The 21,215-nt window shown below is 41.8% G+C and carries 21 protein-coding genes; 16 read left to right on the top strand and 5 right to left on the bottom strand.

From position 1 onward, the window contains the following. Window positions 1-4: 4 nt before the first annotated feature. The 9 genes from F0231_RS13775 (at window position 5) to F0231_RS13735 (ending at window position 9,564) form a co-directional block, all read left to right on the top strand. Window positions 5-1,132, top strand: coding sequence for an N-acetyl sugar amidotransferase (locus tag F0231_RS13775; protein ID WP_171760285.1), 1,128 nt, complete (start codon window positions 5-7; stop codon window positions 1,130-1,132). 13 nt (window positions 1,133-1,145) lie between these two features. Continuing rightward, complete coding sequence (locus tag F0231_RS13770) at window positions 1,146-2,210, top strand: Gfo/Idh/MocA family protein (protein WP_171760284.1); 1,065 nt, start codon at window positions 1,146-1,148, stop codon at window positions 2,208-2,210. Further along, the gene (locus tag F0231_RS21145) at window positions 2,207-2,668 is read left to right on the top strand and encodes an N-acetyltransferase (protein WP_171760283.1); all 462 of its coding nucleotides are present in this window, start codon (window positions 2,207-2,209) and stop codon (window positions 2,666-2,668) included. Before F0231_RS13770 ends, F0231_RS21145 begins: the two co-directional genes overlap by 4 nt. Beyond that, the gene (locus F0231_RS13760; protein ID WP_171760282.1) at window positions 2,668-3,774 is read left to right on the top strand and encodes a DegT/DnrJ/EryC1/StrS aminotransferase family protein; all 1,107 of its coding nucleotides are present in this window, start codon (window positions 2,668-2,670) and stop codon (window positions 3,772-3,774) included. Before F0231_RS21145 ends, F0231_RS13760 begins: the two co-directional genes overlap by 1 nt. A gap of 153 nt (window positions 3,775-3,927) precedes the next feature. After that, window positions 3,928-5,220 carry a glycosyltransferase gene (locus tag F0231_RS13755; RefSeq protein ID WP_171760281.1) on the top strand — a complete coding sequence of 431 codons (1,293 nt, stop codon included), beginning with the start codon at window positions 3,928-3,930 and terminating at the stop codon, window positions 5,218-5,220. Window positions 5,221-5,278: 58 nt separating this feature from the next. Then, complete coding sequence (locus F0231_RS13750) at window positions 5,279-5,875, top strand: sugar transferase (protein ID WP_171760280.1); 597 nt, start codon at window positions 5,279-5,281, stop codon at window positions 5,873-5,875. Continuing rightward, on the top strand, window positions 5,868-6,392 hold the full coding sequence (locus F0231_RS13745; RefSeq protein ID WP_171760279.1) for a DapH/DapD/GlmU-related protein: 525 nt from the start codon (window positions 5,868-5,870) through the stop codon (window positions 6,390-6,392). The genes F0231_RS13750 and F0231_RS13745 overlap by 8 nt, the downstream gene beginning before the upstream one ends. Next, entirely contained in the window at window positions 6,385-7,560 is a 1,176-nt protein-coding gene (locus tag F0231_RS13740; protein WP_171760278.1) for a DegT/DnrJ/EryC1/StrS aminotransferase family protein, read from the top strand. The genes F0231_RS13745 and F0231_RS13740 overlap by 8 nt, the downstream gene beginning before the upstream one ends. Before the next feature lie 66 nt (window positions 7,561-7,626). Then, a complete protein-coding gene (locus F0231_RS13735) occupies window positions 7,627-9,564 on the top strand; it encodes a nucleoside-diphosphate sugar epimerase/dehydratase (RefSeq protein ID WP_171760277.1) in 1,938 nt (645 codons plus the stop codon). A gap of 32 nt (window positions 9,565-9,596) precedes the next feature. On the opposite strand, the gene pssA is transcribed toward F0231_RS13735, so the two are convergent. The 3 genes from pssA to murB all read right to left on the bottom strand — a co-directional run bounded on the left by pssA (window position 9,597) and on the right by murB (window position 13,021). Then, on the bottom strand, window positions 9,597-10,937 hold the full coding sequence (gene pssA, locus F0231_RS13730; RefSeq protein WP_171760276.1) for a CDP-diacylglycerol--serine O-phosphatidyltransferase: 1,341 nt from the start codon (window positions 10,935-10,937) through the stop codon (window positions 9,597-9,599). Between the two features lie 69 nt (window positions 10,938-11,006). Next, window positions 11,007-11,978 carry a bifunctional biotin--[acetyl-CoA-carboxylase] ligase/biotin operon repressor BirA gene (gene birA, locus F0231_RS13725; protein ID WP_171760275.1) on the bottom strand — a complete coding sequence of 324 codons (972 nt, stop codon included), beginning with the start codon at window positions 11,976-11,978 and terminating at the stop codon, window positions 11,007-11,009. Then, window positions 11,975-13,021, bottom strand: a complete 1,047-nt coding sequence (gene murB, locus F0231_RS13720) for a UDP-N-acetylmuramate dehydrogenase (RefSeq protein WP_171760274.1) — start codon at window positions 13,019-13,021, stop codon at window positions 11,975-11,977. The genes birA and murB overlap by 4 nt, the downstream gene beginning before the upstream one ends. A gap of 58 nt (window positions 13,022-13,079) precedes the next feature. Between murB and F0231_RS13715 the strand changes: the two genes are divergently transcribed. The 6 genes from F0231_RS13715 (at window position 13,080) to F0231_RS13690 (ending at window position 18,870) form a co-directional block, all read left to right on the top strand. Then, complete coding sequence (locus F0231_RS13715; RefSeq protein ID WP_253825798.1) at window positions 13,080-13,505, top strand: GNAT family N-acetyltransferase; 426 nt, start codon at window positions 13,080-13,082, stop codon at window positions 13,503-13,505. 140 nt (window positions 13,506-13,645) lie between these two features. Beyond that, complete coding sequence (locus tag F0231_RS13710) at window positions 13,646-13,981, top strand: DUF3135 domain-containing protein (protein ID WP_171760273.1); 336 nt, start codon at window positions 13,646-13,648, stop codon at window positions 13,979-13,981. A gap of 112 nt (window positions 13,982-14,093) precedes the next feature. Then, window positions 14,094-15,224: a Wzz/FepE/Etk N-terminal domain-containing protein gene (locus F0231_RS13705; protein WP_171760272.1), complete on the top strand. Its 1,131-nt coding sequence runs from the start codon at window positions 14,094-14,096 to the stop codon at window positions 15,222-15,224. 289 nt (window positions 15,225-15,513) lie between these two features. Beyond that, window positions 15,514-15,804 carry a co-chaperone GroES gene (locus F0231_RS13700; protein ID WP_004410737.1) on the top strand — a complete coding sequence of 97 codons (291 nt, stop codon included), beginning with the start codon at window positions 15,514-15,516 and terminating at the stop codon, window positions 15,802-15,804. A gap of 74 nt (window positions 15,805-15,878) precedes the next feature. After that, the gene (gene groL / locus F0231_RS13695; protein ID WP_171760271.1) at window positions 15,879-17,525 is read left to right on the top strand and encodes a chaperonin GroEL; all 1,647 of its coding nucleotides are present in this window, start codon (window positions 15,879-15,881) and stop codon (window positions 17,523-17,525) included. A 178-nt stretch (window positions 17,526-17,703) separates the two neighbouring features. Beyond that, window positions 17,704-18,870: a nucleotide sugar dehydrogenase gene (locus F0231_RS13690; protein WP_171760270.1), complete on the top strand. Its 1,167-nt coding sequence runs from the start codon at window positions 17,704-17,706 to the stop codon at window positions 18,868-18,870. A 52-nt stretch (window positions 18,871-18,922) separates the two neighbouring features. Here F0231_RS13690 and F0231_RS13685 read toward each other — a convergent pair whose 3' ends face one another. Together F0231_RS13685 and F0231_RS13680 are read right to left on the bottom strand one after the other, a co-directional pair. Next, window positions 18,923-19,498 carry a uracil-DNA glycosylase family protein gene (locus F0231_RS13685; RefSeq protein WP_171760269.1) on the bottom strand — a complete coding sequence of 192 codons (576 nt, stop codon included), beginning with the start codon at window positions 19,496-19,498 and terminating at the stop codon, window positions 18,923-18,925. Beyond that, window positions 19,498-20,424 (bottom strand): D-2-hydroxyacid dehydrogenase, encoded by a 927-nt coding sequence (locus tag F0231_RS13680; RefSeq protein ID WP_171760268.1) that lies wholly within the window; start codon window positions 20,422-20,424, stop codon window positions 19,498-19,500. The genes F0231_RS13685 and F0231_RS13680 overlap by 1 nt, the downstream gene beginning before the upstream one ends. A 73-nt stretch (window positions 20,425-20,497) precedes the next feature. Here F0231_RS13680 and F0231_RS13675 point away from each other — a divergent pair, with 73 nt between their 5' ends. Further along, window positions 20,498-21,085, top strand: coding sequence for a YjaG family protein (locus tag F0231_RS13675; protein ID WP_171760267.1), 588 nt, complete (start codon window positions 20,498-20,500; stop codon window positions 21,083-21,085). The last annotated feature ends 130 nt before the right edge of the window (window positions 21,086-21,215 follow it).

Raw genomic sequence — 21,215 nt, 5'->3', positions numbered from 1 at the left:
AAAAATGACTTTATTTCAACGATGTAGCCGATGCATCATGGACAATAGCGTCGATCCTTCAATTCAGTTCGACGACTCAGGAATCTGCAACCATTGCCTAAGATATGATCAACTTCTTGATAGTCGTGTATTCAAAGATGAAGACGCTCAAGAGAAGCTTAAAGAAATTGTGAGAAAAATTTCTAGGGCAGGTAAAGGAAAGGAATACGATTGCATAGTAGGAGTCAGCGGCGGTGTGGATAGTACTTATGTAGCGTATCTAACTAAGCAGCTAGGATTAAGGCCTCTAGCTGTTCACTTTGACAACGGTTGGAACTCGGAATTAGCGGTTAAAAACGTTGAACGTGTTTTGAAGAAGCTTGATATAGATCTGGTAACTTACGTTGTTGATTGGGAAGAGTTTAAGGATCTTCAGATAGCTTTCCTGAAAGCATCTACACCTGATGGTGAAATACCTACGGATCATGCTATTTATGCATTACTTTGGCAAGAGGCATTAAAGCATGGTATCAAGTATATAATATCTGGAATGAACTTTACTACTGAGTCAATCTCTGTGCCCGACTGGTCATATGGTCACTCAGATTGGAAGTTTATAAAGTCCATTCATAAGAAATATGGAACCGTAAAATTATCGACTTATCCACACTATAATTTTGGGTTTCTTTTCTATGTCAACTTTATTAGAGGCATTCGCTCTGTATCAATATTAAACTATGTAGACTACAACAAAGATGAAGTCATGGCCTTACTTCAGAATGAATTGGGTTGGGTTTATTATGGAGGTAAACACCATGAGTCTATTTATACTAGATTCTATCAAGGTTATGTTTTACCAAAAAAATTCGGCATAGATAAACGTTATGGGCATTTGTCGGATTTGATCAATGCTGGCCAGATCTCGCGTAGTAAGGCTTTAGATGAGATCAAAAATGTACCATATCCTGTGGCATTACAAAAACAAGATAAAGAATATGTTTGCAAAAAGCTCGGGATTTCAGAAGATAAATTCGAAGATATAATGCGTAATGAAGTCAAATCGTTTAGGGAGTATCCGAACTCATACTCGTTTGTTCAGTTTTTGAGACTATTAGTCAATAAAATGAGAAGTGCAGGGCTTTACCCAAAATAAAAAAGGAATAATTATGTTGAATTTTGCACTTGTTGGTTGTGGAAGAATTGCTAAAAGGCATTCCGAGTTATTAGGAAACAACCAAATTGAAGGCGCTCAGCTTGTTGCTGTTTGTGATATTGTTAAAGAAAAAGCGGAGAAAATATCCGCACAGTTTGATGTGCCGTCATACACGGATATGCATACAATGATGCGTGAGTGTACTATTGATGTCGTTGTTGTGTTAACTGAAAGTGGTTATCACGCTAAGAACGTTATCGAATTGGCTCAGTATGGCAAACATATAGTTGTTGAAAAACCTATGGCTCTAACTCTTGATGACGCTGATGCTATGATAGAAGCTTGCGATACATTTGGCGCCAAATTGTTCGTCGTAAAACAGAATCGTTTTAATGTCCCAGTTGTTAAAACTAGGGAGGCTCTAGAAAAAAATCGATTTGGTAAGCTGGTCATGGGAACTGTTCGCGTTAGATGGTGCAGGCCACAGGCGTACTATGACCAAGATTCATGGAGAGGGACTTGGGAGTTGGATGGAGGTGTATTAACCAACCAAGCTAGCCATCACGTTGATTTGTTAGAGTGGATGATGGGTGAGGTCGAAAGTGTCTTCGCCTTCAGTAGAACAGCGCTCGTAGATATTGAAGCTGAAGATACTGCTGTTGTAACTTTGAAGTTTAAAAGTGGGGCGTTAGGAATTATAGAAGCTACGACCGCTGTTCGACCTAAAGACTTAGAAGGCTCTCTATCCATCCTCGGTGAAACAGGCTCGGTGGAAATTGGTGGATTTGCAGTTAACCAGATGAAAGTTTGGAACTTTCTTGAGGAAGATATTGACGATAAAGATGTAATGGAAAAATTCTCGGTTAATCCGCCTAATGTTTACGGCTTTGGCCATCATGCTTATTATGAACATGTTGTAGATAGCATAATTAATAATAAGCAACATCTAGTTGATGGCTTGGTTGGTCGTCGAAGCTTGGAGCTGATTAACGCGATCTACGAATCAATTGAAACTGGTAAAGAAGTCCGTCTGCGCTTTGAACCTAATTATTGCAAACTCGGGAAGAGCAAAGAGTGAAGTTTGTACAAAAGCAAAGTAGCGTTGTAGATGTTGAATTTGGTAAAAATGTCACAGTTGTTGAGCCAGTGAATATTTACGGGGCTACTTTATCTGATAATGTTTTTGTTGGGCCATTTGTTGAAATTCAAAAGAACGTATGTATCGGTGAATATACAAAAATCCAGTCGCACTCCTTCCTTTGTGAATTTGTAACTATAGCCTCTCACTGTTTTATTGGTCATGGGGTGATGTTCATCAATGATTTATTCTCTGAAGGTCATCCTGCTGGCGGAGACAAGAGTAAATGGCGGAGCACTTACATTGGTAAACATGTATCTGTAGGCAGTAACGCTACAATTTTACCGGTAACCATCTGTGACAATGTGGTTATTGGTGCTGGTTCAGTTGTTACCAAGGATATTGTTGTTCCCGGAACATATGTAGGTAACCCAGCGAAATTAATTAGGAAGCATTAATGATTAAGTTTTTAGATTTACATTCTCAATACGAAAAAATAAAACATGAGATAGATGAAGCTATTTACGATGTAATCGAATCAACGTCATTTATCGGTGGTCGGCATTTGTCATCTTTTGAGGATTCATTTTGCCGATATGTGGAGAGTGAATTCTGTATTGGAGTTGGTAATGGCACTGATGCTCTTGAAATAGCTTTGGAAGCCGCCAGTTTACCTGAAGGGGCTGAAGTTATAGTTCCTGGGAATAGTTTTATCGCTTCTTCGGAAGCTGTTACTCGAACTGGCCACAAAGTAGTATTTGCTGATATTGATCCTGATAACTATACGTTGACTGAGGAATCTATTACTCCTCATTTAACGGACAATACTGCTGCTATAATCGCGGTTCATCTTTATGGACATCCATGTGATATGGATCCAATTATGACTTTAGCTAACAAACATAATCTGATTGTGATTGAAGATTGTGCGCAGGCTCATGGTGCAGAATACAAAGGGAAACGAGTTGGAACCATTGGCCATTTTGGCACGTTTAGCTTTTATCCTGGAAAAAATTTAGGAGCATATGGTGACGGTGGAGCTATTACAACGCAATCAGAAGAGTTAGCTGTTAAAGTAAGAAAGATTGCTAATCATGGTCGTATTGCTAAGTACGACCATGAATTTGAAGGGCGCAACTCCCGACTAGACAGTATACAAGCAGCAATATTGTCAGTGAAGTTGAACTATATAGAGGAATGGACACAACGAAGAATTGAAATTGCAGATAAGTATCTCAGTTTGCTTAATGGCATTGACGGTTTAGTGCTTCCAATTCGAAAACCATGGGCAAAACAGGTCTACCATCTCTTCGTTATTCGAGTCTCGGATCGAGACAAACTTAAGGAATTCTTAGCCAGTAAGAATATACAATCTGGAATCCATTACCCAGTTGCTTTACCAAAGTTAGAAGCGTACAGCTATCTAAATCAGTACTCAACTGAAACATATTATAATGAATTTGACTCGCAGTTACTTAGCCTCCCTATTGGAGAACATTTGAGTGATGATCAAATTCACTATGTTATCGATATGATCAAAGTGTTTTTCGTTGATCATCAGTAGCATTAATAATAATGAGCCCTGCCAATTAGTGGTGAAACCCCATACTTTCTAAGTCGCTAATTGGTAGTTTTTGTTAGACCACTTAATAATGAGCATTGCTATTTAATTGTTGTCACTGTTCATTTGCTCCACTAAAGAGTTCTAGAAGTAATTATGCATGTTTGGCTAGTTAAGTTAGAAGAGCCTATTCCAACAGATAAAGGTTTTAGGCCTTATCGAATGTCGATGTTAGCAGATTCCTTAATTGAAGCTGGTAATACTGTAACTAGATGGTGTTCTGATTTTGATCATTTGAATAACAAAGCTAGGTGCGGCAAATCGAATACTTATCGTGTTTCTGATTCCTACTTGATAAAATCAGTACACGCATCAATACCATACACTAAGCCAGTTTCTGCTAGAAGATTTATAAACAACTTCCTAATATATCATAATTTCATGGTTGCCGCGAAAAAGAGCCCGAAACCAGACTTGATTGTTTGTAGTATGCCCACTCCAGCTATGGCTGAAGCTTGCTCAAAAATTGCTAAATATTTCGATATCCCGTTAGTGTTGGATGCTAGGGATATGTGGCCTGATATTATTGAAGATGAATTGCATGGCTGGAAGTCCTTTGCAGCAAAACCGATTATTTTCTCAATGAAAAGAAGCTTAAAAAAAGCATGTATGGCTGCTACTTCTTGTGTTGGCATTACAGATTTTTATAAAGACTTTCTATTAAAGTATGCGGGTCGTCAAGCGTCTAGCTTAGATGCAGTATTCGAACTTGGTTACCATAAAGATATTCTAACTTTAAATGATGATGAATTAAGGGAAGTAGAACTTTTTTGGAAAAAAAAGGGGGTGATCTTCAGCGGTGACAGTAAGTTTATCTATTTCGCAGGGCGCTTAAATAGTACTGTTTTAAACGTTTTTTCTGTGGTTGTTGACGCGGCCAAAATACTAGCAACGTCTCATCCAAACCTTAAGTTTGTTATCTGTGGCAGCGGTCAGTATGCAGATGAAATTAAGAGGCTATCTACTGGCAGTAAAAATATTATTTTCCCTGGAGAAATAAGTTCTCGAGAGCTGACCGTGTTAAGGGATAATAGCTATGTTGCGATTCAGCCCATTGAAAAGAGAACAGATTACCAAAATTCTCTATCCAACAAATTTTTTGAGTATATTAGCAGCGGTTTACCTATACTGACATGGTTAGATGGGCTTTCTGAGAGAATGGTATCAGAATATAAGTGTGGCTACAGATATAGTTCACCTGATGAACTAGCTTTTTACCTTGCGAAGTTGATGGATGATGGCGATATTTATAATCGAATGAGCAGAAATGCAAAATCATTGTTTACTGAAAAGTATAGCTCTAAGGTAATTTACTCTTCGTTTTCGACACATCTTGAAAAGGTTCACCAGCAATTCATGACTCGCAAGCTTAATACCAAGAGTGATTAACTGATATACCTTTGATTTTCAATGCAAGTTAAATTTACGTAAAAAGATACTACACCAAATGAAAAGATTGTTTGATTTTCTCGCGTCCTTTGTCGCGCTTGTTCTGTTGTTTCCCATTATTACTTTAATTGCTTGGAGGATTCGCAGGAACCTTGGTTCCCCAGTTTTGTTTCGCCAAACGCGTCCGGGCTTAAACGGAAAACCTTTCGAAATGGTGAAGTTTCGCACTATGAAGGATGTGGTGGATAAGCGAGGAAATCCATTACCTGATTCAGAGCGTATTACTCCTTTTGGCTATAAGCTACGAAACAGCAGCTTAGATGAACTTCCAGAACTATGGAATGTGTTAAAAGGAGATATGAGCTTAGTAGGACCACGTCCGTTGCTAATGCACTATTTACCGCTCTATAACAAAGAACAATCAAGACGTCATGAAGTCCGACCTGGGGTTACTGGCTGGGCGCAAATCAATGGCCGGAATGCCATTAGCTGGGAGCAAAAGTTCGAGTTCGATGTCTGGTATGTTGACAATCAGACTCTCCTGCTTGACATTAAGATACTCCTTTTAACTGTTAAAAAAGTTTTTATAAAAGAGGGTATAACAGCTGACGGGCATGTGACAACAGAGGCGTTTAAAGGTAATAAGAATGATTAAAGGTACAATATATAGCTTGGCGAAAATAATAGGGTCAGAAAAATTAATCCTGGGTGAAAAAAGCCAAATTGATGATTTTTGTTTTATTAATTCAGGAAAAAGGACTGAAATTGGTCGTAATGTCCATATTGCTTCTTTTACATCTATTGTCGGCGGGGGAGAGTGTACTATAGGAGACTTTGCTGGATTGAGTGCCGGCTGTCGTGTGATTACAGCTAGTGATGATTTTTCCGGACCATATTTAACTAACCCAACAGTTCATTCCGAATTTACCAATGTTAATTTAAGTCGAGTAGAAATAGGTCGACACGCAATCATTGGTACAAATAGTGTTATATTTCCCGGTGTGACTATAGGTGAAGGATGCTCCGTAGGTGCTGGTGCTATCATTCGTAAAAACCTGAAAGATTGGACTGTTTACGCAGTTATTAATGGTAAGTTGAAGGAACTTAAAAAAAGGGATAAAGAGGCGATACTAGAAGCTGAACAGAAGTATCTGGAGAGTGAACATGCTTAATACCTCTTTTTCTCCATGGCCTTCATTCACCCAAGAGGAAGCGGATGCTGTCAGTAAAGTGTTACTTTCAAATGAAGTTAACTATTGGACAGGTCAAGAAGGGCGTCAGTTTGAAAAAGAGTTTGCGGCCTGGGTTGATTGCGACTATGCCGTAGCTTTGGGAAATGGAACTCTGGCATTAGACGTTGCTTTAAAAGCTTTGGGAGTTGATCAAGGCGATGAAGTAATTACTACCTCAAGGACTTTTTTAGCATCAGCATCCTCTATCGTCACAGCGGGAGCTAAACCAGTTTTTGCAGATGTTGACCTTAATAGCCAAAATATAACTGCCGAAACAATTAAAGCAGTGTTAACTGAGGAAACTAAAGCTGTCATCGTTGTACACCTTGCTGGAATGCCCGCTGAGATGGATGCAATTATGGATCTATCTGATAAACATGGTTTCAAAGTTATAGAAGATTGCGCTCAAGCTCACGGTGCAAAATACAAAGGTCGTAGTGTAGGTACTATTGGTCATATTGGAGCTTGGTCTTTCTGTCAAGATAAGATCATGACGACTGGTGGTGAAGGAGGGATGGTCACGACGAATGACAAAGATCTTTGGTCTTTTATGTGGTCATACAAAGATCATGGTAAGAGTTTCGATGCTATCTACAACCGAGAACACCCTCCAGGTTTCCGTTGGCTTCATGAGAGTTTTGGTACCAACTGGCGCATGACAGAAATGCAAGCGGTGATAGGCCGTATTCAAATCCGCAGAATGGCGGAGTGGACAGCAAAACGCCAGAAAAATGCTTCAGCTATTGAGGCTGCAGTATCAGAACTTCCAATTGTTCGTAGTGTGGAAATACCTGAATACATCCAACATGCTGAATACAAACATTATATATTCATTCAGGAGAAGTTTCTTAAATCAGGGTGGACTCGAGATAAAATAATAGAGGCTATCGTGGATAAAGGAGTGCCCGCTTTTCAAGGTAGCTGCTCAGAGGTATACAATGAAAAGGCATTTGATAATACAGGACTTCGACCTAGAGAGCCGTTGAGGAATGCTGTTGCTCTAGGGGAAACCAGTATTATGTTTCTGGTTCACCCTACATTGACTCAGTTAGAAGTGGAGCTGATGAGCAAAGTAATTAGAAGTGTTTTATTAGAAGCACAAATCTAACAATTACTACAAATCTTTTTCAACACCAGTATACTGCTGGCGTTAAATTTTCATTCAGAGAGCAGAATGGCTAGACTTAATTATATATGGAACTTGTCAAGGTTGTATAAAAGGCTAATCAGTGTATTAGTCGATTCGGTATTCATTATTGGCTCTTTTTATATTGCATATTGGGCGCGCATAGGAACTGTTGTTGCCATTGATAGCTTAGCCGTGCAGTATATTATTTTAGGAACATTAGTAATTACTCTTACAGCATTCACAAAACTTGGCTTATACCGTGCAGTTCTTCGATACCTTACGTTCCATGCTTTAGCTGTAGTTAGTCTAGGTACTGCAATATCTGCGTTGTCAGTGGCTGTGTTAGCTTTTTACTTTGATGCTCCAGTTCCTCGTTCTGTGCCTATAATTTATGGTGCGTTTTTATGTCTATTATGTGGCGGATCACGTCTCATTGTTAGGGTATTAGTCGCGCAGGCTAATAGTAAGGGAAGCAAACGTGTATTGATCTACGGTGCGGGGGCTGCTGGACGTCAGCTTGCGCTAGCTATGAGAAACTCTGAAACTCATAAAGTTGTTGGTTTTATTGACCAAGACCAAACCTTGGAGAACACTATGATTCTAGGGTTAAATGTTTGCGATATTGAGGGCGCGTCAAAGTTACTTGAAAAGCATGGTGTTAGTCAGATTCTTTTGGCTGTTCCAAGTGCATCTAGGGCTCGTCGAAAAGAAATACTTGATTCGTTAGTACCTTTGTCCGCAGAGGTTCTCACCGTGCCAGATATGCAGGATATAGTCGAAGGTAAAGCTAATATTGATGAGTTAAAAGACGTGGCTATAGAGGACCTTTTGGGGCGTGACCCTGTTGCTCCTCAGCAGTCTTTAATGGAGTCTAATATCAAAAATAAAGTGGTTATGGTTACTGGGGCGGGGGGGTCTATTGGCTCAGAACTTTGTCGGCAGATAATACGCCAGAAACCTAAGGCTCTTATTCTATTCGAACTTTCAGAATTTGGTTTATATCAGGTAGATCGTGAACTCTCGAACATTGCGGTTGATGAGGATATTCAAGTGGAAGTTATTCCACTTCTAGGATCAGTTCAGCGAATCAATCGACTAGCCACAACTATGAAAAGCTTTAATGTCGATACTGTTTATCATGCAGCGGCGTACAAGCATGTTCCTTTAGTAGAGTACAACGTTGTAGAAGGTGTCAGAAACAATGTGTTTGGTACTTATTACACTGCTAAGGCCGCTATCGAGGCGGGTGTTGAATCATTTGTTTTAATATCTACTGACAAAGCTGTCCGCCCGACGAATGTAATGGGCACGACTAAGAGAATGGCCGAACTTGGCCTCCAAGCTTTATCTGAACAAGAAAATGCTAAGGGCAGTGGTACTCGATTCTGTATGGTTCGGTTTGGCAATGTTTTAGGCTCATCAGGATCTGTTATTCCATTGTTTAAGAAGCAAATCGCCGCAGGTGGTCCAGTGACGGTAACGCATAAAGATATCATTCGTTATTTCATGACAATCCCAGAGGCTGCTCAATTAGTTATTCAAGCAGGAGCTATGGGTAAAGGCGGAGATGTATTCGTACTTGATATGGGAGAGCCTGTTCGAATTACGGACTTAGCTGAAAACCTCATTAAGCTATCAGGCCTGGAAGTTCAAAATGATGAGAATCCATATGGTGATATTGAAATTCAATTTTCTGGCTTAAGACCTGGAGAAAAGTTATTTGAAGAGCTGCTTATTGGGGATAATGTAGGCGAAACAGCTCACCCTAGGATTATGACTGCTAAGGAGCGTTATTTGCCGCTTGAGGAGTACAAGTCACTACTTCAGGAGTTGGATGAAGCTTGTCATTATTTCGAGCATGAGCGTATTCGTGAGTTATTGCTCAATGCCCCTACGGACTTCAATCCAACTGATGGTATTGGTGATTTAGTTTGGCAAAAGTTAAATGAAGAAGAATCAACGCTAGAGACATCCACTAGATAAAAGAAAAGCTCCTAAAGGGGCTTTTCTTTTATCTACAAAATCTGCTTCAATACTCGATCTGCTTTAACACGAGTTATCTTACGCATCAGCTTCTGCACCGCATCTGGATAGTCTTCAAATTTCTCTAACTGCCTGTACGTACAGATTAGATCAGTATGTTGAAGAATATTCTCGACCTCTTTCTCGAACTGAGGTGTTAGATGATGGTAGTTGTCTTGAATGAAGATAGCGTTTTCTAAGTCCAACTTCCAAGCGCGTGGGTTAAGGTTATTACCTGTAATCAGCATATAGCGCTTGTCGACCCAAATCCCCTTTAGGTGGAAGCTGTTTTCTTCATGCTTCCAAAGATGAATGGATAGCTTGCGGCTAGCAATATTAGCTTCGTTCGCTTTAGCAAATTGGCGCAAGTTGCGTTCATATAGGTAAGGCAGGCCGCCAATCGTTCGGAAGTCTTCTTCTGGTGAAATATAGAAGTCGTTTGCTGTCTTATCTCCGACAACAATCGTTACTTTGACGCCACGTTTGATCGCCTTCTTCACTTCTTTTGCCACACTGCGTGGGAAGTTAAAGTAAGGTGTACAAATGAAAATCTCATCTTTCGCTTGAGCAAGTAATTGATTGATACCTTGATTGAGCTTGTTGCGTTTCTTTCCGACACCAACAATCGGGGTTACCGCTACTTCATCGGCAGAAACTTCTTGAGATTCAAATTTGTAATTCGACTTGGCTAACGATGCGCGTAGCTGACGAATTTGCGCTTTGATCTCTTTAGTTTCAGGCTTACTTGGGCACGCCAAGTCGTTTACCGCAGGATGGGCTATCATTTCTGACTGAATGAACTCGACCATACTGTCTGCCAGTGCTTTGTTGTTAAGCATATGGTAGCGGTCAAAGCGGTAGCGGTCTTTATAGTTTAGGTAGATATTATTTAAGCTTGCGCCGCTATAGATAACTTGATCATCAACAATAAAGCCTTTGAGGTGCAGTACGCCAAATACTTCACGACCACGAACAGGGATGCCATAAACTGGAATCTTATGTTCGTAGTTATCAGCAAAGGATTTGTACATTGTCGCATTGGTTTCGCCAGGTTCTGCACCGATTAAGCCTCGTTGAGCGCGGTGCCAGTCGACACAAACATTGATATAGAGTCCTGGGTTACGCTGCTTTGCATGATAAAGCTCAGTTAGGATCTCTCGGCCGGCTTCATCATCTTCTAAGTAAAGGGCAACAAGATAGATTCGTTTGCTTGCTTGACGAATCGCTTCAATTAAACGAGTTCGAAAATCTCTAGCGGTGTAGAGGGTTTCAAACTGCGCTGGATCTTGCGCCAAAGTAGGAAGTTGTTCGAATAAATTCCTAGGAGTCATCATGTTGGATGGGTAACCTTTACTTAAAGTGGACAGGGATATTAGCAAAAGAACGAAAAAGTTGCGAGTGACCTACAGCTCGCTGCCAGAAGCTCGTAAACTAATTTCACCACCTATATAGTTCTCGATACCCTGTTCTGTTTCTAGTAATACAGCGCCTTGCTCATTGATGCCTTTTGCGATACCGGTAACTTCACGTGGGCCCATGATAAGTTTAATCGGGCGGTCTAAGAAATTATCTAGCCTATTCCAGCGTTCAACAAAGCCGGACATGCCTTGCATCTCATAATCAGCTAAGGCGTTATGCAGGGTTTTAATCATAGATATAGCCAGTTGGTTGCGGTCAATGTCTTGGCTCTCAGCGATTTCAGAAAGGCTTGCCCATGGCTGAGTGATACCTTCAGTACTCTCAGACATCATTAAGTTCATGCCCATGCCAATTACTAAGTTTGCCGCAGCGCCAGCTTGGCCTGACATCTCGACCAAAATACCAGCCAGTTTTCTATCCTGATAATAAAGGTCATTTGGCCATTTGAGTTTTACACCTTCTAGACCAATTTCTTCCAGCGCTTCAACAATGGCGACACCAACCACTAAGCTTAACCCCATAGCGGCTGCCATGCCTGCATCTAAACGCCAAAACATCGATAGGTAAAGGTTAGAGCCAAAAGGGGAGACCCATTCTCGGCCTCGACGGCCACGTCCTTTTGCTTGATACTCTGCTAAACAAACTGAGCCAGATTCTAGATTATCGACACGGTCAAGTAAGTACTGATTGGTCGAATCTATAATAGGAATAAGCTCAACAGGTGTTGTTAGAGCTTTGTTCAACACTTCCTGATCAAGCAACTGCATCGGTTTAGCCAGCTGGTAGCCCTTGCCTTGAACGCGAAAGATATCGACCCCCCACTCCTGAATGCCTTTAATGTGTTTGCTCACGGCCGCACGAGAAACCCCAAGCTGTTCACCAAGTTCTTCTCCTGAGTGAAAGCCACCTTGGGATAAAGCCTTCAATATCGATAACTTTACAGAGTGATCTTTCATTTCTGTTTCTCCAAGATATCTTGCAAATAGGTTTCTTTATGAGCGCCCATAAAGCGAACTTCATGTTCTAGCTCTATTTGGTAACGAGCAAAGATGGTGTCTCTCACTTTTGCTGCGAGCTGCAAGACATCCTCAGCTGTAGCATTATCGTGATTAACCAATACTAGTGCTTGCTTCGGGTGAACTTGCGCACCGCCAACGCTCATGCCTTTCAATTGGCATTGATCAATCAACCAGCCTGCGGCGACTTTCATGCCGTTCTCAGCAGGGTAAGCCACAATATCAGGAAACTGTGCTTTTAGTTGCTCAAAGTATGCTAACGAAATAATAGGGTTTTTGAAAAAGCTACCTGCATTGCCGGTAATTTCCGGGTTAGGGAGTTTCTCCATACGGACTTGACAGACTCGGTCAAATATTTGCTTTGCTTCAAGGCCCTCACAAGCCAACGATTTTAAAGGGCCATACTCGATGTTTGGTTGCCAATCTTTAGCGAGCTTTAAGCCTACTGAGACAATAATCGCCTTTTGGTATAACTCATGTTTAAAGATAGAATCTCGGTAACCAAATTGGCACTCTTCAGCGTTTAATCGTCTAGTGGTAAATGTATCAAGGCAAAGAATATCGACATACTCGCAGACATCTTTTAACTCAACGCCATAGGCTCCGATATTCTGGATTGGAGCACTACCCGCACATCCAGGTATCAATGCTAGGTTCTCGAGTCCTGGATAACCGCTTTCAACAGCCCACTGAACTAGAGATGGCCAATCTTCACCACCTGATATATGCAAATGCCAGTGCGACTCTGACTCAGTGACTTCCTTGCCTAGCAAAGCATTCACGATAACCACGCCTTGATACTTTTCTGTAAACAGCATATTGCTGCCTTTGCCGAGTACAAGCTTGGGTAGCTTCAACCAGTCAGCGTGTAAGTAGGCCTGTTTCAGTTCATCGATAGAAGTGACTTCTACAAGGTAAGCACATTGCTGAGAAATAGAAAAAGTATGGTAAGGGCGGAGCTCCGCATTGGCTGTAATTTGCATTGGTTTTATTGAGTAATCTAAACTGCGCTCATTCTACCCTAAATTAGGATTGGTGATAATGAGCGCAATGCAGATTGAACAATTGGACCCGATGAAGCTGCCTTTGGTATCAAGGTTGTACAAGTCGTTTTATCCATCAGGAAAGGCGAAAAAAGATGAGCTTACGTTTGTGGGTTACCAAGAAAATCAGCTGGCTGCGGTGGTGCGATTTAGAACGATTGAGCAATGTCGATTGCTAACGGGAATGCTTGTGGTGCCCGATTTTAGGGGAAATGGGTTAGGGCATGAGCTGATGGCCTACTGCCTAGAATATGTATTAACTGAAGGGGACTATTGTTTCGCTTATCAACATCTCGAAAGCTTCTATTCTCAACATGGCTTCACGACGATTGAGCATCAAGATCTCCCTAATGCTCTGAAAAGCTTGTTTGAGCGTTATACCCGTACGAAAACTCTTGTGCCGATGAAGTATCGCATTGGTTAACTGATTTCTAGATAAGTGGAGTTTGAGTAGTTAGATGTGTCTTATTATTGAGAACTGCCTAAACGTGAAATCTACTGTTCGCTCAGCTGGCCTATTCTTAATTGAGTAGTTGATGAATTTGTCATTGTTAGAGGCCGCTCATGAGAACACCATTAATCAATCAAACATTACCGTCTTTTGATGAGTTAATGGAACTAGCACAGAACAACCCTGATGCATTCACTCAGCTTAAACATGATATGTGTGAGGAGATGATTCTCTCTGCTTCTGAAGAAATGCAAGGGAGGTTGTGGGCGCAGCAAAGTCACATCGATCGTGTGGTAGGCACGTGTAAAAATCCCAATCATGCGAATATTGTTTTAATGCGTGAGCTTGTCTCTCAAATGTATAAGTTTCAGGGTGTGTTAGAGGGGAATGTAAATGAACCTGAAGTAGCGCACTCAGCGAAAATTATCCCGTTAGATGATTGGCGGTGAATGATAATGTAACTCTTCTTCCCTCTGTCCGCTACATTTCCACTGTGATAGAATTTCAGCTAAAGAATCTATGTAGCTGAAAAAAGCGCATTGTGACAACAAGGGATTATCTGTGAGCGAGCAAAAGCAACCATTGGCAAATCAACAATATTCACCTCAAGTACCAAACTCTTTCCACAATAATGATGAAATCGACCTTAGAGAATTGTTTAAAGCTCTTTGGGATGGGAAGCTTATTATTGTTGCTACCACTGTCCTATTTGCTGTGGGGGCGGTGTTGTTCGCCTTAAACTCCCAAGAGTGGTGGTCATCGAAAGCTAAGGTGACTCAGCCTCAATTGCAAGATATGTCTGCTTATCAACAACAGGTAAAGCAGTTTCAGCCTGTGTTTGATATCTATCAAGAAGATGGAACTGTCCTAGTAAGTAGAGAACTCGATGGTTTAGTTAATACGAAAGAGTTATTTCAACGTTTTATTGATGCGTTTAACTCGAGTGATAATAAGCGTGATTTTTTGGATTCGAATGAAGAATTTAAACAGTTTAAGGCCCAACTAAGTGCTGATGCTGATGCTGATGCTGATGCAACACGTCGTTTATATGCTGAATGGTTTCAAAAAATTACTGCTAAGAGAGATGGAAAGGGAAGTAATATCCCTTTCGATATTTCATTCCAATCTACATCAAAAGAGAGCAGCTACACGCTTCTGAATGAATACATCAAGGTAATCAAACGTGATGCTCACGAAGATGCACTTAATAACCTCCAAGCAATTGTGAGTGGTAAGCGTAATGAGTTAATTCAGCAGAAACGAATTTTGGAAACTCAAGCTCAAAACAGACTATTGGTTGAAGCGGAAAGAGCAAAGTTTGCGCTAGACATTGCAAAAGCAGCTAATGTTAATCAGCCAATCCAGACAAGCGGTGATAAAGAGATCTTCGGAATTGATCTTGGCACAAAAGCTTTGGCTGCAAAAGTCACTGCTTTGGAATCGATTAAGAACCTAAGTGTTGTGGAACCTCGTCTTCAACAGATTGATGCAAAGCTCGATATGTTAAAAAATTTAGAGATTGATCGTTCAATCCAATTCCAGACATTCCGTTTTCTTGAAAATGTTGAACAGCCAATTACTCGTGATAAACCTAAGCGTGCTTTGATTGCTGCTCTAGGTACTTTACTAGGCGGGATGTTGGGTGTGGCGATTGTATTAGTTCGTTTTGCTTTTCGTCGCGAAGAAGACTAACCTCACCATATAGCTAAGACTAAACGCCTCACTAGTTATATAACTTGTGGGGCATTTTTGTTTTTGGAAGCCGTTTCGAGCTGCGAGTGTCTAGCTTCAGGGATTGTAGTTAGTCTTTGACTTGAGTTACTTTGTAACTCGCTGCTCGTCACTCATTCTGTGCCCCAACTCCCAAAAAACTTTTCTCCCCCCCCCTTGGGTTTACTCAATCCGCCCCTCATATAGTTACCACTAGGCTTTGAAAGCCGTTTATCAAATCAAACATGGAAATTTTCAGGAGAGAGACCCGATGAATATTCGTCCATTACACGACCGAGTTATCGTTGAGCGCCAAGAAGTTGAATCTAAGTCAGCAGGTGGCATCGTTCTAACTGGTTCTGCTGCAGAGAAATCGACTCGCGGCGTAGTTCTAGCTGTAGGTAAAGGCCGCATTCTAGAAAACGGTACAGTACTACCGTTGGACGTAAAAGTTGGCGACACGGTTATCTTCGCTGAAGGTTACGGCACGAAGACTGAAAAAATCGACGGTAAAGAAGTGCTAGTAATGTCTGAAAACGACATCATGGCGATCGTTGAGTAATAGCAATCATTGAGTAATTACTTGCTCAGATTCGACTATCAAAAAATCAAAGAATTTAGAAAAGGAAACTAAAGATGGCTGCTAAAGACGTTAAATTTGGTAATGACGCACGCGTAAAAATGCTTGAAGGTGTAAACGTTCTGGCTGACGCAGTAAAAGTAACACTGGGCCCTAAAGGCCGTAACGTAGTTCTAGATAAATCTTTTGGTGCACCAACTATCACTAAAGATGGTGTATCAGTAGCGCGCGAAATCGAACTTGAAGACAAGTTCCAAAATATGGGCGCTCAAATGGTTAAAGAAGTAGCGTCTCAAGCTAACGACGCTGCGGGTGACGGTACGACTACTGCAACAGTTCTTGCTCAAGCTATCGTTAATGAAGGCCTTAAAGCAGTAGCTGCGGGCATGAACCCAATGGATCTTAAGCGCGGCATCGACAAAGCGGTTGTGGCTGCAGTTGAAGAGCTAAAAGCGCTTTCTGTTCCATGTACGGATACTAAAGCTATCGCACAGGTTGGTACTATCTCGGCGAACTCTGATTCAAGTGTCGGTAACATCATTGCTGAAGCGATGGAAAAAGTTGGCCGTGATGGTGTTATCACTGTTGAAGAAGGTCAGGCTCTACAAGATGAGCTAGACGTAGTTGAAGGTATGCAGTTCGACCGCGGTTACCTATCTCCTTACTTCATCAACAATCAAGAAGCTGGCAGTGTTGATCTAGAAAGCCCATTCATCCTTCTAATCGACAAGAAAGTTTCAAACATCCGTGAACTTCTTCCAACTCTAGAAGCAGTAGCAAAAGCATCTCGTCCTCTTCTTATCATTGCTGAAGATGTAGAAGGTGAAGCTCTAGCGACACTTGTTGTGAACAACATGCGCGGCATCGTGAAAGTAGCAGCTGTTAAAGCGCCTGGTTTCGGTGACCGTCGTAAAGCTATGCTTCAAGACATTGCTATCCTAACTGGTGGTACAGTGATCTCTGAAGAAGTTGGTCTAGAGCTTGAAAAAGTGGTTCTAGAAGATCTAGGTCAAGCGAAGCGCGTTGCTATCACGAAAGAAAACACAACTATCATTGATGGTGTGGGTGAAGAGGTAATGATCTCTGGTCGTGTGACTCAAATTCGTCAACAGATTGAAGAAGCAACGTCTGACTACGACAAAGAGAAACTTCAAGAGCGCGTAGCTAAACTGGCTGGCGGTGTTGCAGTCATCAAAGTTGGCGCTGCAACTGAAGTTGAGATGAAAGAGAAGAAAGACCGTGTTGAAGATGCTCTACACGCGACTCGCGCAGCTGTTGAAGAAGGCGTAGTTGCAGGTGGTGGTGTTGCACTTATCCGCGCTGCTTCTAAAATCACTGACCTTCAAGGCGACAACGAAGAGCAAAACGTGGGTATCCGTGTAGCACTACGTGCAATGGAAGCGCCAATCCGTCAAATCACGAAGAACGCAGGTGACGAAGAGTCAGTTGTTGCGAACAACGTGAAAGGTGGCGAAGGTTCTTACGGTTACAACGCGGCGACTGGTGAGTACGGTGACATGATCGCAATGGGTATCCTAGATCCAACTAAGGTTACTCGTTCTGCACTACAGTTCGCTGCATCAGTTGCTGGTCTAATGATCACGACTGAAGCAATGGTTACTGACAAGCCTCAAGATTCTGCTCCAGCAATGCCAGATATGAGTGGCATGGGCGGTATGGGTGGCATGGGCGGTATGATGTAATCATCCCTGAGCTATCTTTAGCTGATATGAAAACGGAGACTTCGGTCTCCGTTTTTTGTTTAACCATGAGTAGATATTGTCCATGACGACAATATGTCAGCAATGGTAATATTAAGCGTTATCGAATATCTTTGGCAAAGTTCATTGGTATTATTGTTTTAGAGTAATGGAGTATGTTGTGAAAGTAGCGGTCGCAGGTACAGGATATGTTGGGCTATCAAATGCTATGTTGTTAGCTCAACATCATCAAGTTGTAGCACTAGATGTTGTAGAGAAGAAGGTTGAGCTTCTAAATAAAAAAGTATCTCCAATAGTTGATGTGGAGATAGAAGACTTTTTAGTAAATAGGCCCCTGGATTTTGCTGCGACAACGGATAAACAGTTTGCTTATACTGATGCAAAGTTCGTTGTCATTGCTACACCAACTGATTATGACCCTGAAACAAACTACTTCAATACTTCGTCAGTCGAATCTGTAATTAAAGATGTGATGGGCATTAACCCTGATGCAGTGATGGTGATTAAGTCTACAGTTCCTGTTGGATATACTGAGCGAATTAAGAGAGAACTAGGGTGTGAAAACCTTATATTTTCACCTGAATTTCTTCGTGAAGGTAAGGCTCTTTATGACAACTTACACCCATCACGTATTATTGTGGGTGAGCAAAGTAAACGTGCTCAAGAGTTTGCGAACTTGTTAGTCGAAGGTGCAGTTAAGCAAAATATTGAGGTCCTGCTAACGAATTCAACAGAAGCTGAGGCTGTAAAGCTGTTTTCTAATACGTATCTTGCAATGCGAGTCGCTTATTTCAATGAGCTAGATTCGTATGCTGAAGCTCATGGCTTAGACAGTCGTCAAATTATCGAAGGTGTTGGTTTAGACCCTCGTATCGGTAGTCACTACAATAATCCTTCATTTGGCTATGGAGGGTATTGTTTGCCAAAAGACACCAAGCAACTTTTAGCTAACTATCAGGATGTTCCTAATAACATTATTGGGGCTATCGTCGACGCTAACCGTACACGTAAGGATTTTGTGGCCGAGTCGATTTTGAAGCGCGATCCTCAAGTCGTTGGTGTCTACCGTTTAATAATGAAAGCCGAGTCTGATAACTTTCGAGCTTCATCGATTCAAGGCATCATGAAACGCCTGAAAGCGAAAGGTATTACGGTTGTTGTGTTTGAACCGGCTCTAGAAGAAGATGAATTCTTCCATTCTGAGGTTATGCGAGATTTAGATACCTTTAAACAGAAGTCGGATGTAATTGTGTCTAATCGAATGGCAGAAGAGCTCGCTGACGTAGCCGATAAAGTTTATACTCGCGATTTATTTGGCTCAGACTAAATTAAACATTCACGGAGACTTCGGTCTCCGTTTTTTGTATCTGCTAGTTGTGTTAAGTGCGTAGGTGTTGATGCACGTAGTCGCGAATAAATGGCACGACACTTTCCTCAAACCATAGATTCTTCTTCAACCACAAGGTATTTCTTGGTGAAGGGTGGGGCAGTGGTAAGTAAGTTGGTGCCCAACGTTGCCATTGCTGTACCGTTTCAGTCAGCGTTTTGGGTTTGTCGTGCAGGTAATAGTTTTGAGCATATTGGCCAATCAGCAAAGTCATGCCAACGTTCGGTAACTGTTCTAATACAGCTTGGTGCCATTTCGGTGCGCACTCTTTTCTTGGTGGAAGGTCACCGCTTTTACCTTTGCCTGGATAGCATAACCCCATCGGCATAATGGCCACTTTACTCGCGTCGTAGAAAGTATCTTTATCAAGCTGTAACCATTCTCTCAGTCTGTTACCGCTCGGATCGTTCCAAGGAATCGAGGTTTCATGTACACGAGTACCAGGCGCTTGCCCGATAATCAACAGTTTGGCAGATTGTGAAGCCTGAATGATAGGGTTGGCGCCAAGAGGCAAATCTGGCTCACAAAGCTTGCACGCTCTCACTTCACTTAAAAGAGTGTCTAGCATTAGTAACCTTTATCACAATCAACAATATTGAGAAGACTAAACCCATCTCGCCAGCGTTGATAATTCTCTGCAAAAATATCTACAACTTGCTCGGGAAAGCTAAGCGCAGCAATATGTGGAGTCACCGTGATTTTATCGTGCTCCCAAAAAGGGTGTGATTGATCTATTGGTTCTTGCTCAAATACATCGAGAAAAGCGTAGCTAATTGAGTCAGATTTAAGTGCCTCTAATAGGCCTTGTTGCTCAATCGCACTCCCGCGACCAACGTTGAACAGCAGCGCCTGTTGGCAATGAGATAGGCTCTGTTGGTTAAGAATATGCTGAGTCTCAGGCGTATTGGGTAAGGTGTTTACCACAATATCAGCTTGTTCTAAGGCCGTAGCTAGTTCCTGAATATGGTAGGTCGAATCAAACGGTGATTCTTTACGCGGAATACCACTACGATTTACCCCGATTGGAATGATGGAAAACGCTTTAGCAGTATTGGCTAGGTAGGACCCTATCGAACCTGTTCCAAGAATCACCATCTTTTTCCCTGCCAGCGATTGATAAGGCTTTGGTGACCAAGCTTTTTGTGACTGCTGCTGGTGGTAGTGCGTGAAGTGTCGGAAGTACTCAATGGTATAGCCCAGCACATATTCAGAGATCTGTTGGCCGAAGATACCTTTCACATTGGTGAGGTCGCCAGAAAATTCACTAAGGTGCGGAGTAAGTGCATCGACACCAGCATAGATAGATTGAATCCACTCCACGTTAGGAAAGTCAACTAAGTGCTTTGCGGCCATAGGAGGAGAAGCAAGCAGAATAGAGGCGTCTGTTGTGGTTTGAGTTATTTCTAAGTCGGGCAGTACCAGTTGCTCCAGAAGTGATTGATAATGAGCGTTGTCTTCCGTCAGTAGATACAACTTATGTGTGAAATTGTTCATCGGCTTGCTTTTTTCCCTGCTGGTTATCAAGTACACTTTCGCTGTCTATTTTATTCTCAACCAATGAGTCTCTATGCTACAGAATCCTCTTCAGCTTCGTCTTGAGAAGTTAGAACCTTGGAAACAGATTACCTTTATGGCGAGCCTGTGTGAACGTATGTACCCAAACTATGCAATGTTTTGTGATAGCACAGAGTTTGCGCAGGCACGTGTTTATCGTGATGTCTTGGACAGCATCTGGGAGCAACTGACTGTTAAAACTGCAAAAGTGAACTTCGAACGTCAATTGGAAAAGCTCGAAGAGATCATTCCTACTTCTGAAGATTTTGACTTTTACGGTGTTTACCCTGCAATTGATGCCTGCGTATCACTTTCTCACCTGCTGCATGGCTTACTAGATAGAGACTACTTGTTTGAAAACATGCATAAAGTGAGTCAACAGTCGGTGATGACGGTGGCTCAACTTGAAGAAGCACAAACCGGTGAAGAGATCACCAACGAAAACCAAAAAGAGAACGAAGCGGTTTGCAGTGAGTGGGATGTGCAATGGGCGATTTTCCGTCCTCTGCGTGAAGCGGAAGAGCGTGATATTGACCTGATTAAAGATTTACGTGCAGAGTTGCGTGATGAAGGTGTTAGTAATATCGGTATTAGCCTATAAATCGATTTAAAATAAAGGGAGCCTCGGCTTAATGCTTGTAAGTTAAGAAGCATTTAATACCTTTTTGAAGGCCTAGTCGCGTAGCGACTGGGCCTTCTTTTTACCGCTCGTGGATAACTTCTATCCCGCC

Source organism: Vibrio sp. RE86 (assembly GCF_013114545.1).
In the GTDB taxonomy this organism is placed as follows: Bacteria; Pseudomonadota; Gammaproteobacteria; order Enterobacterales; family Vibrionaceae; genus Vibrio.
The sequence above is the reverse complement of the archived record's forward strand: the minus strand, read 5'-3'. Positions and strand labels throughout refer to the sequence as shown.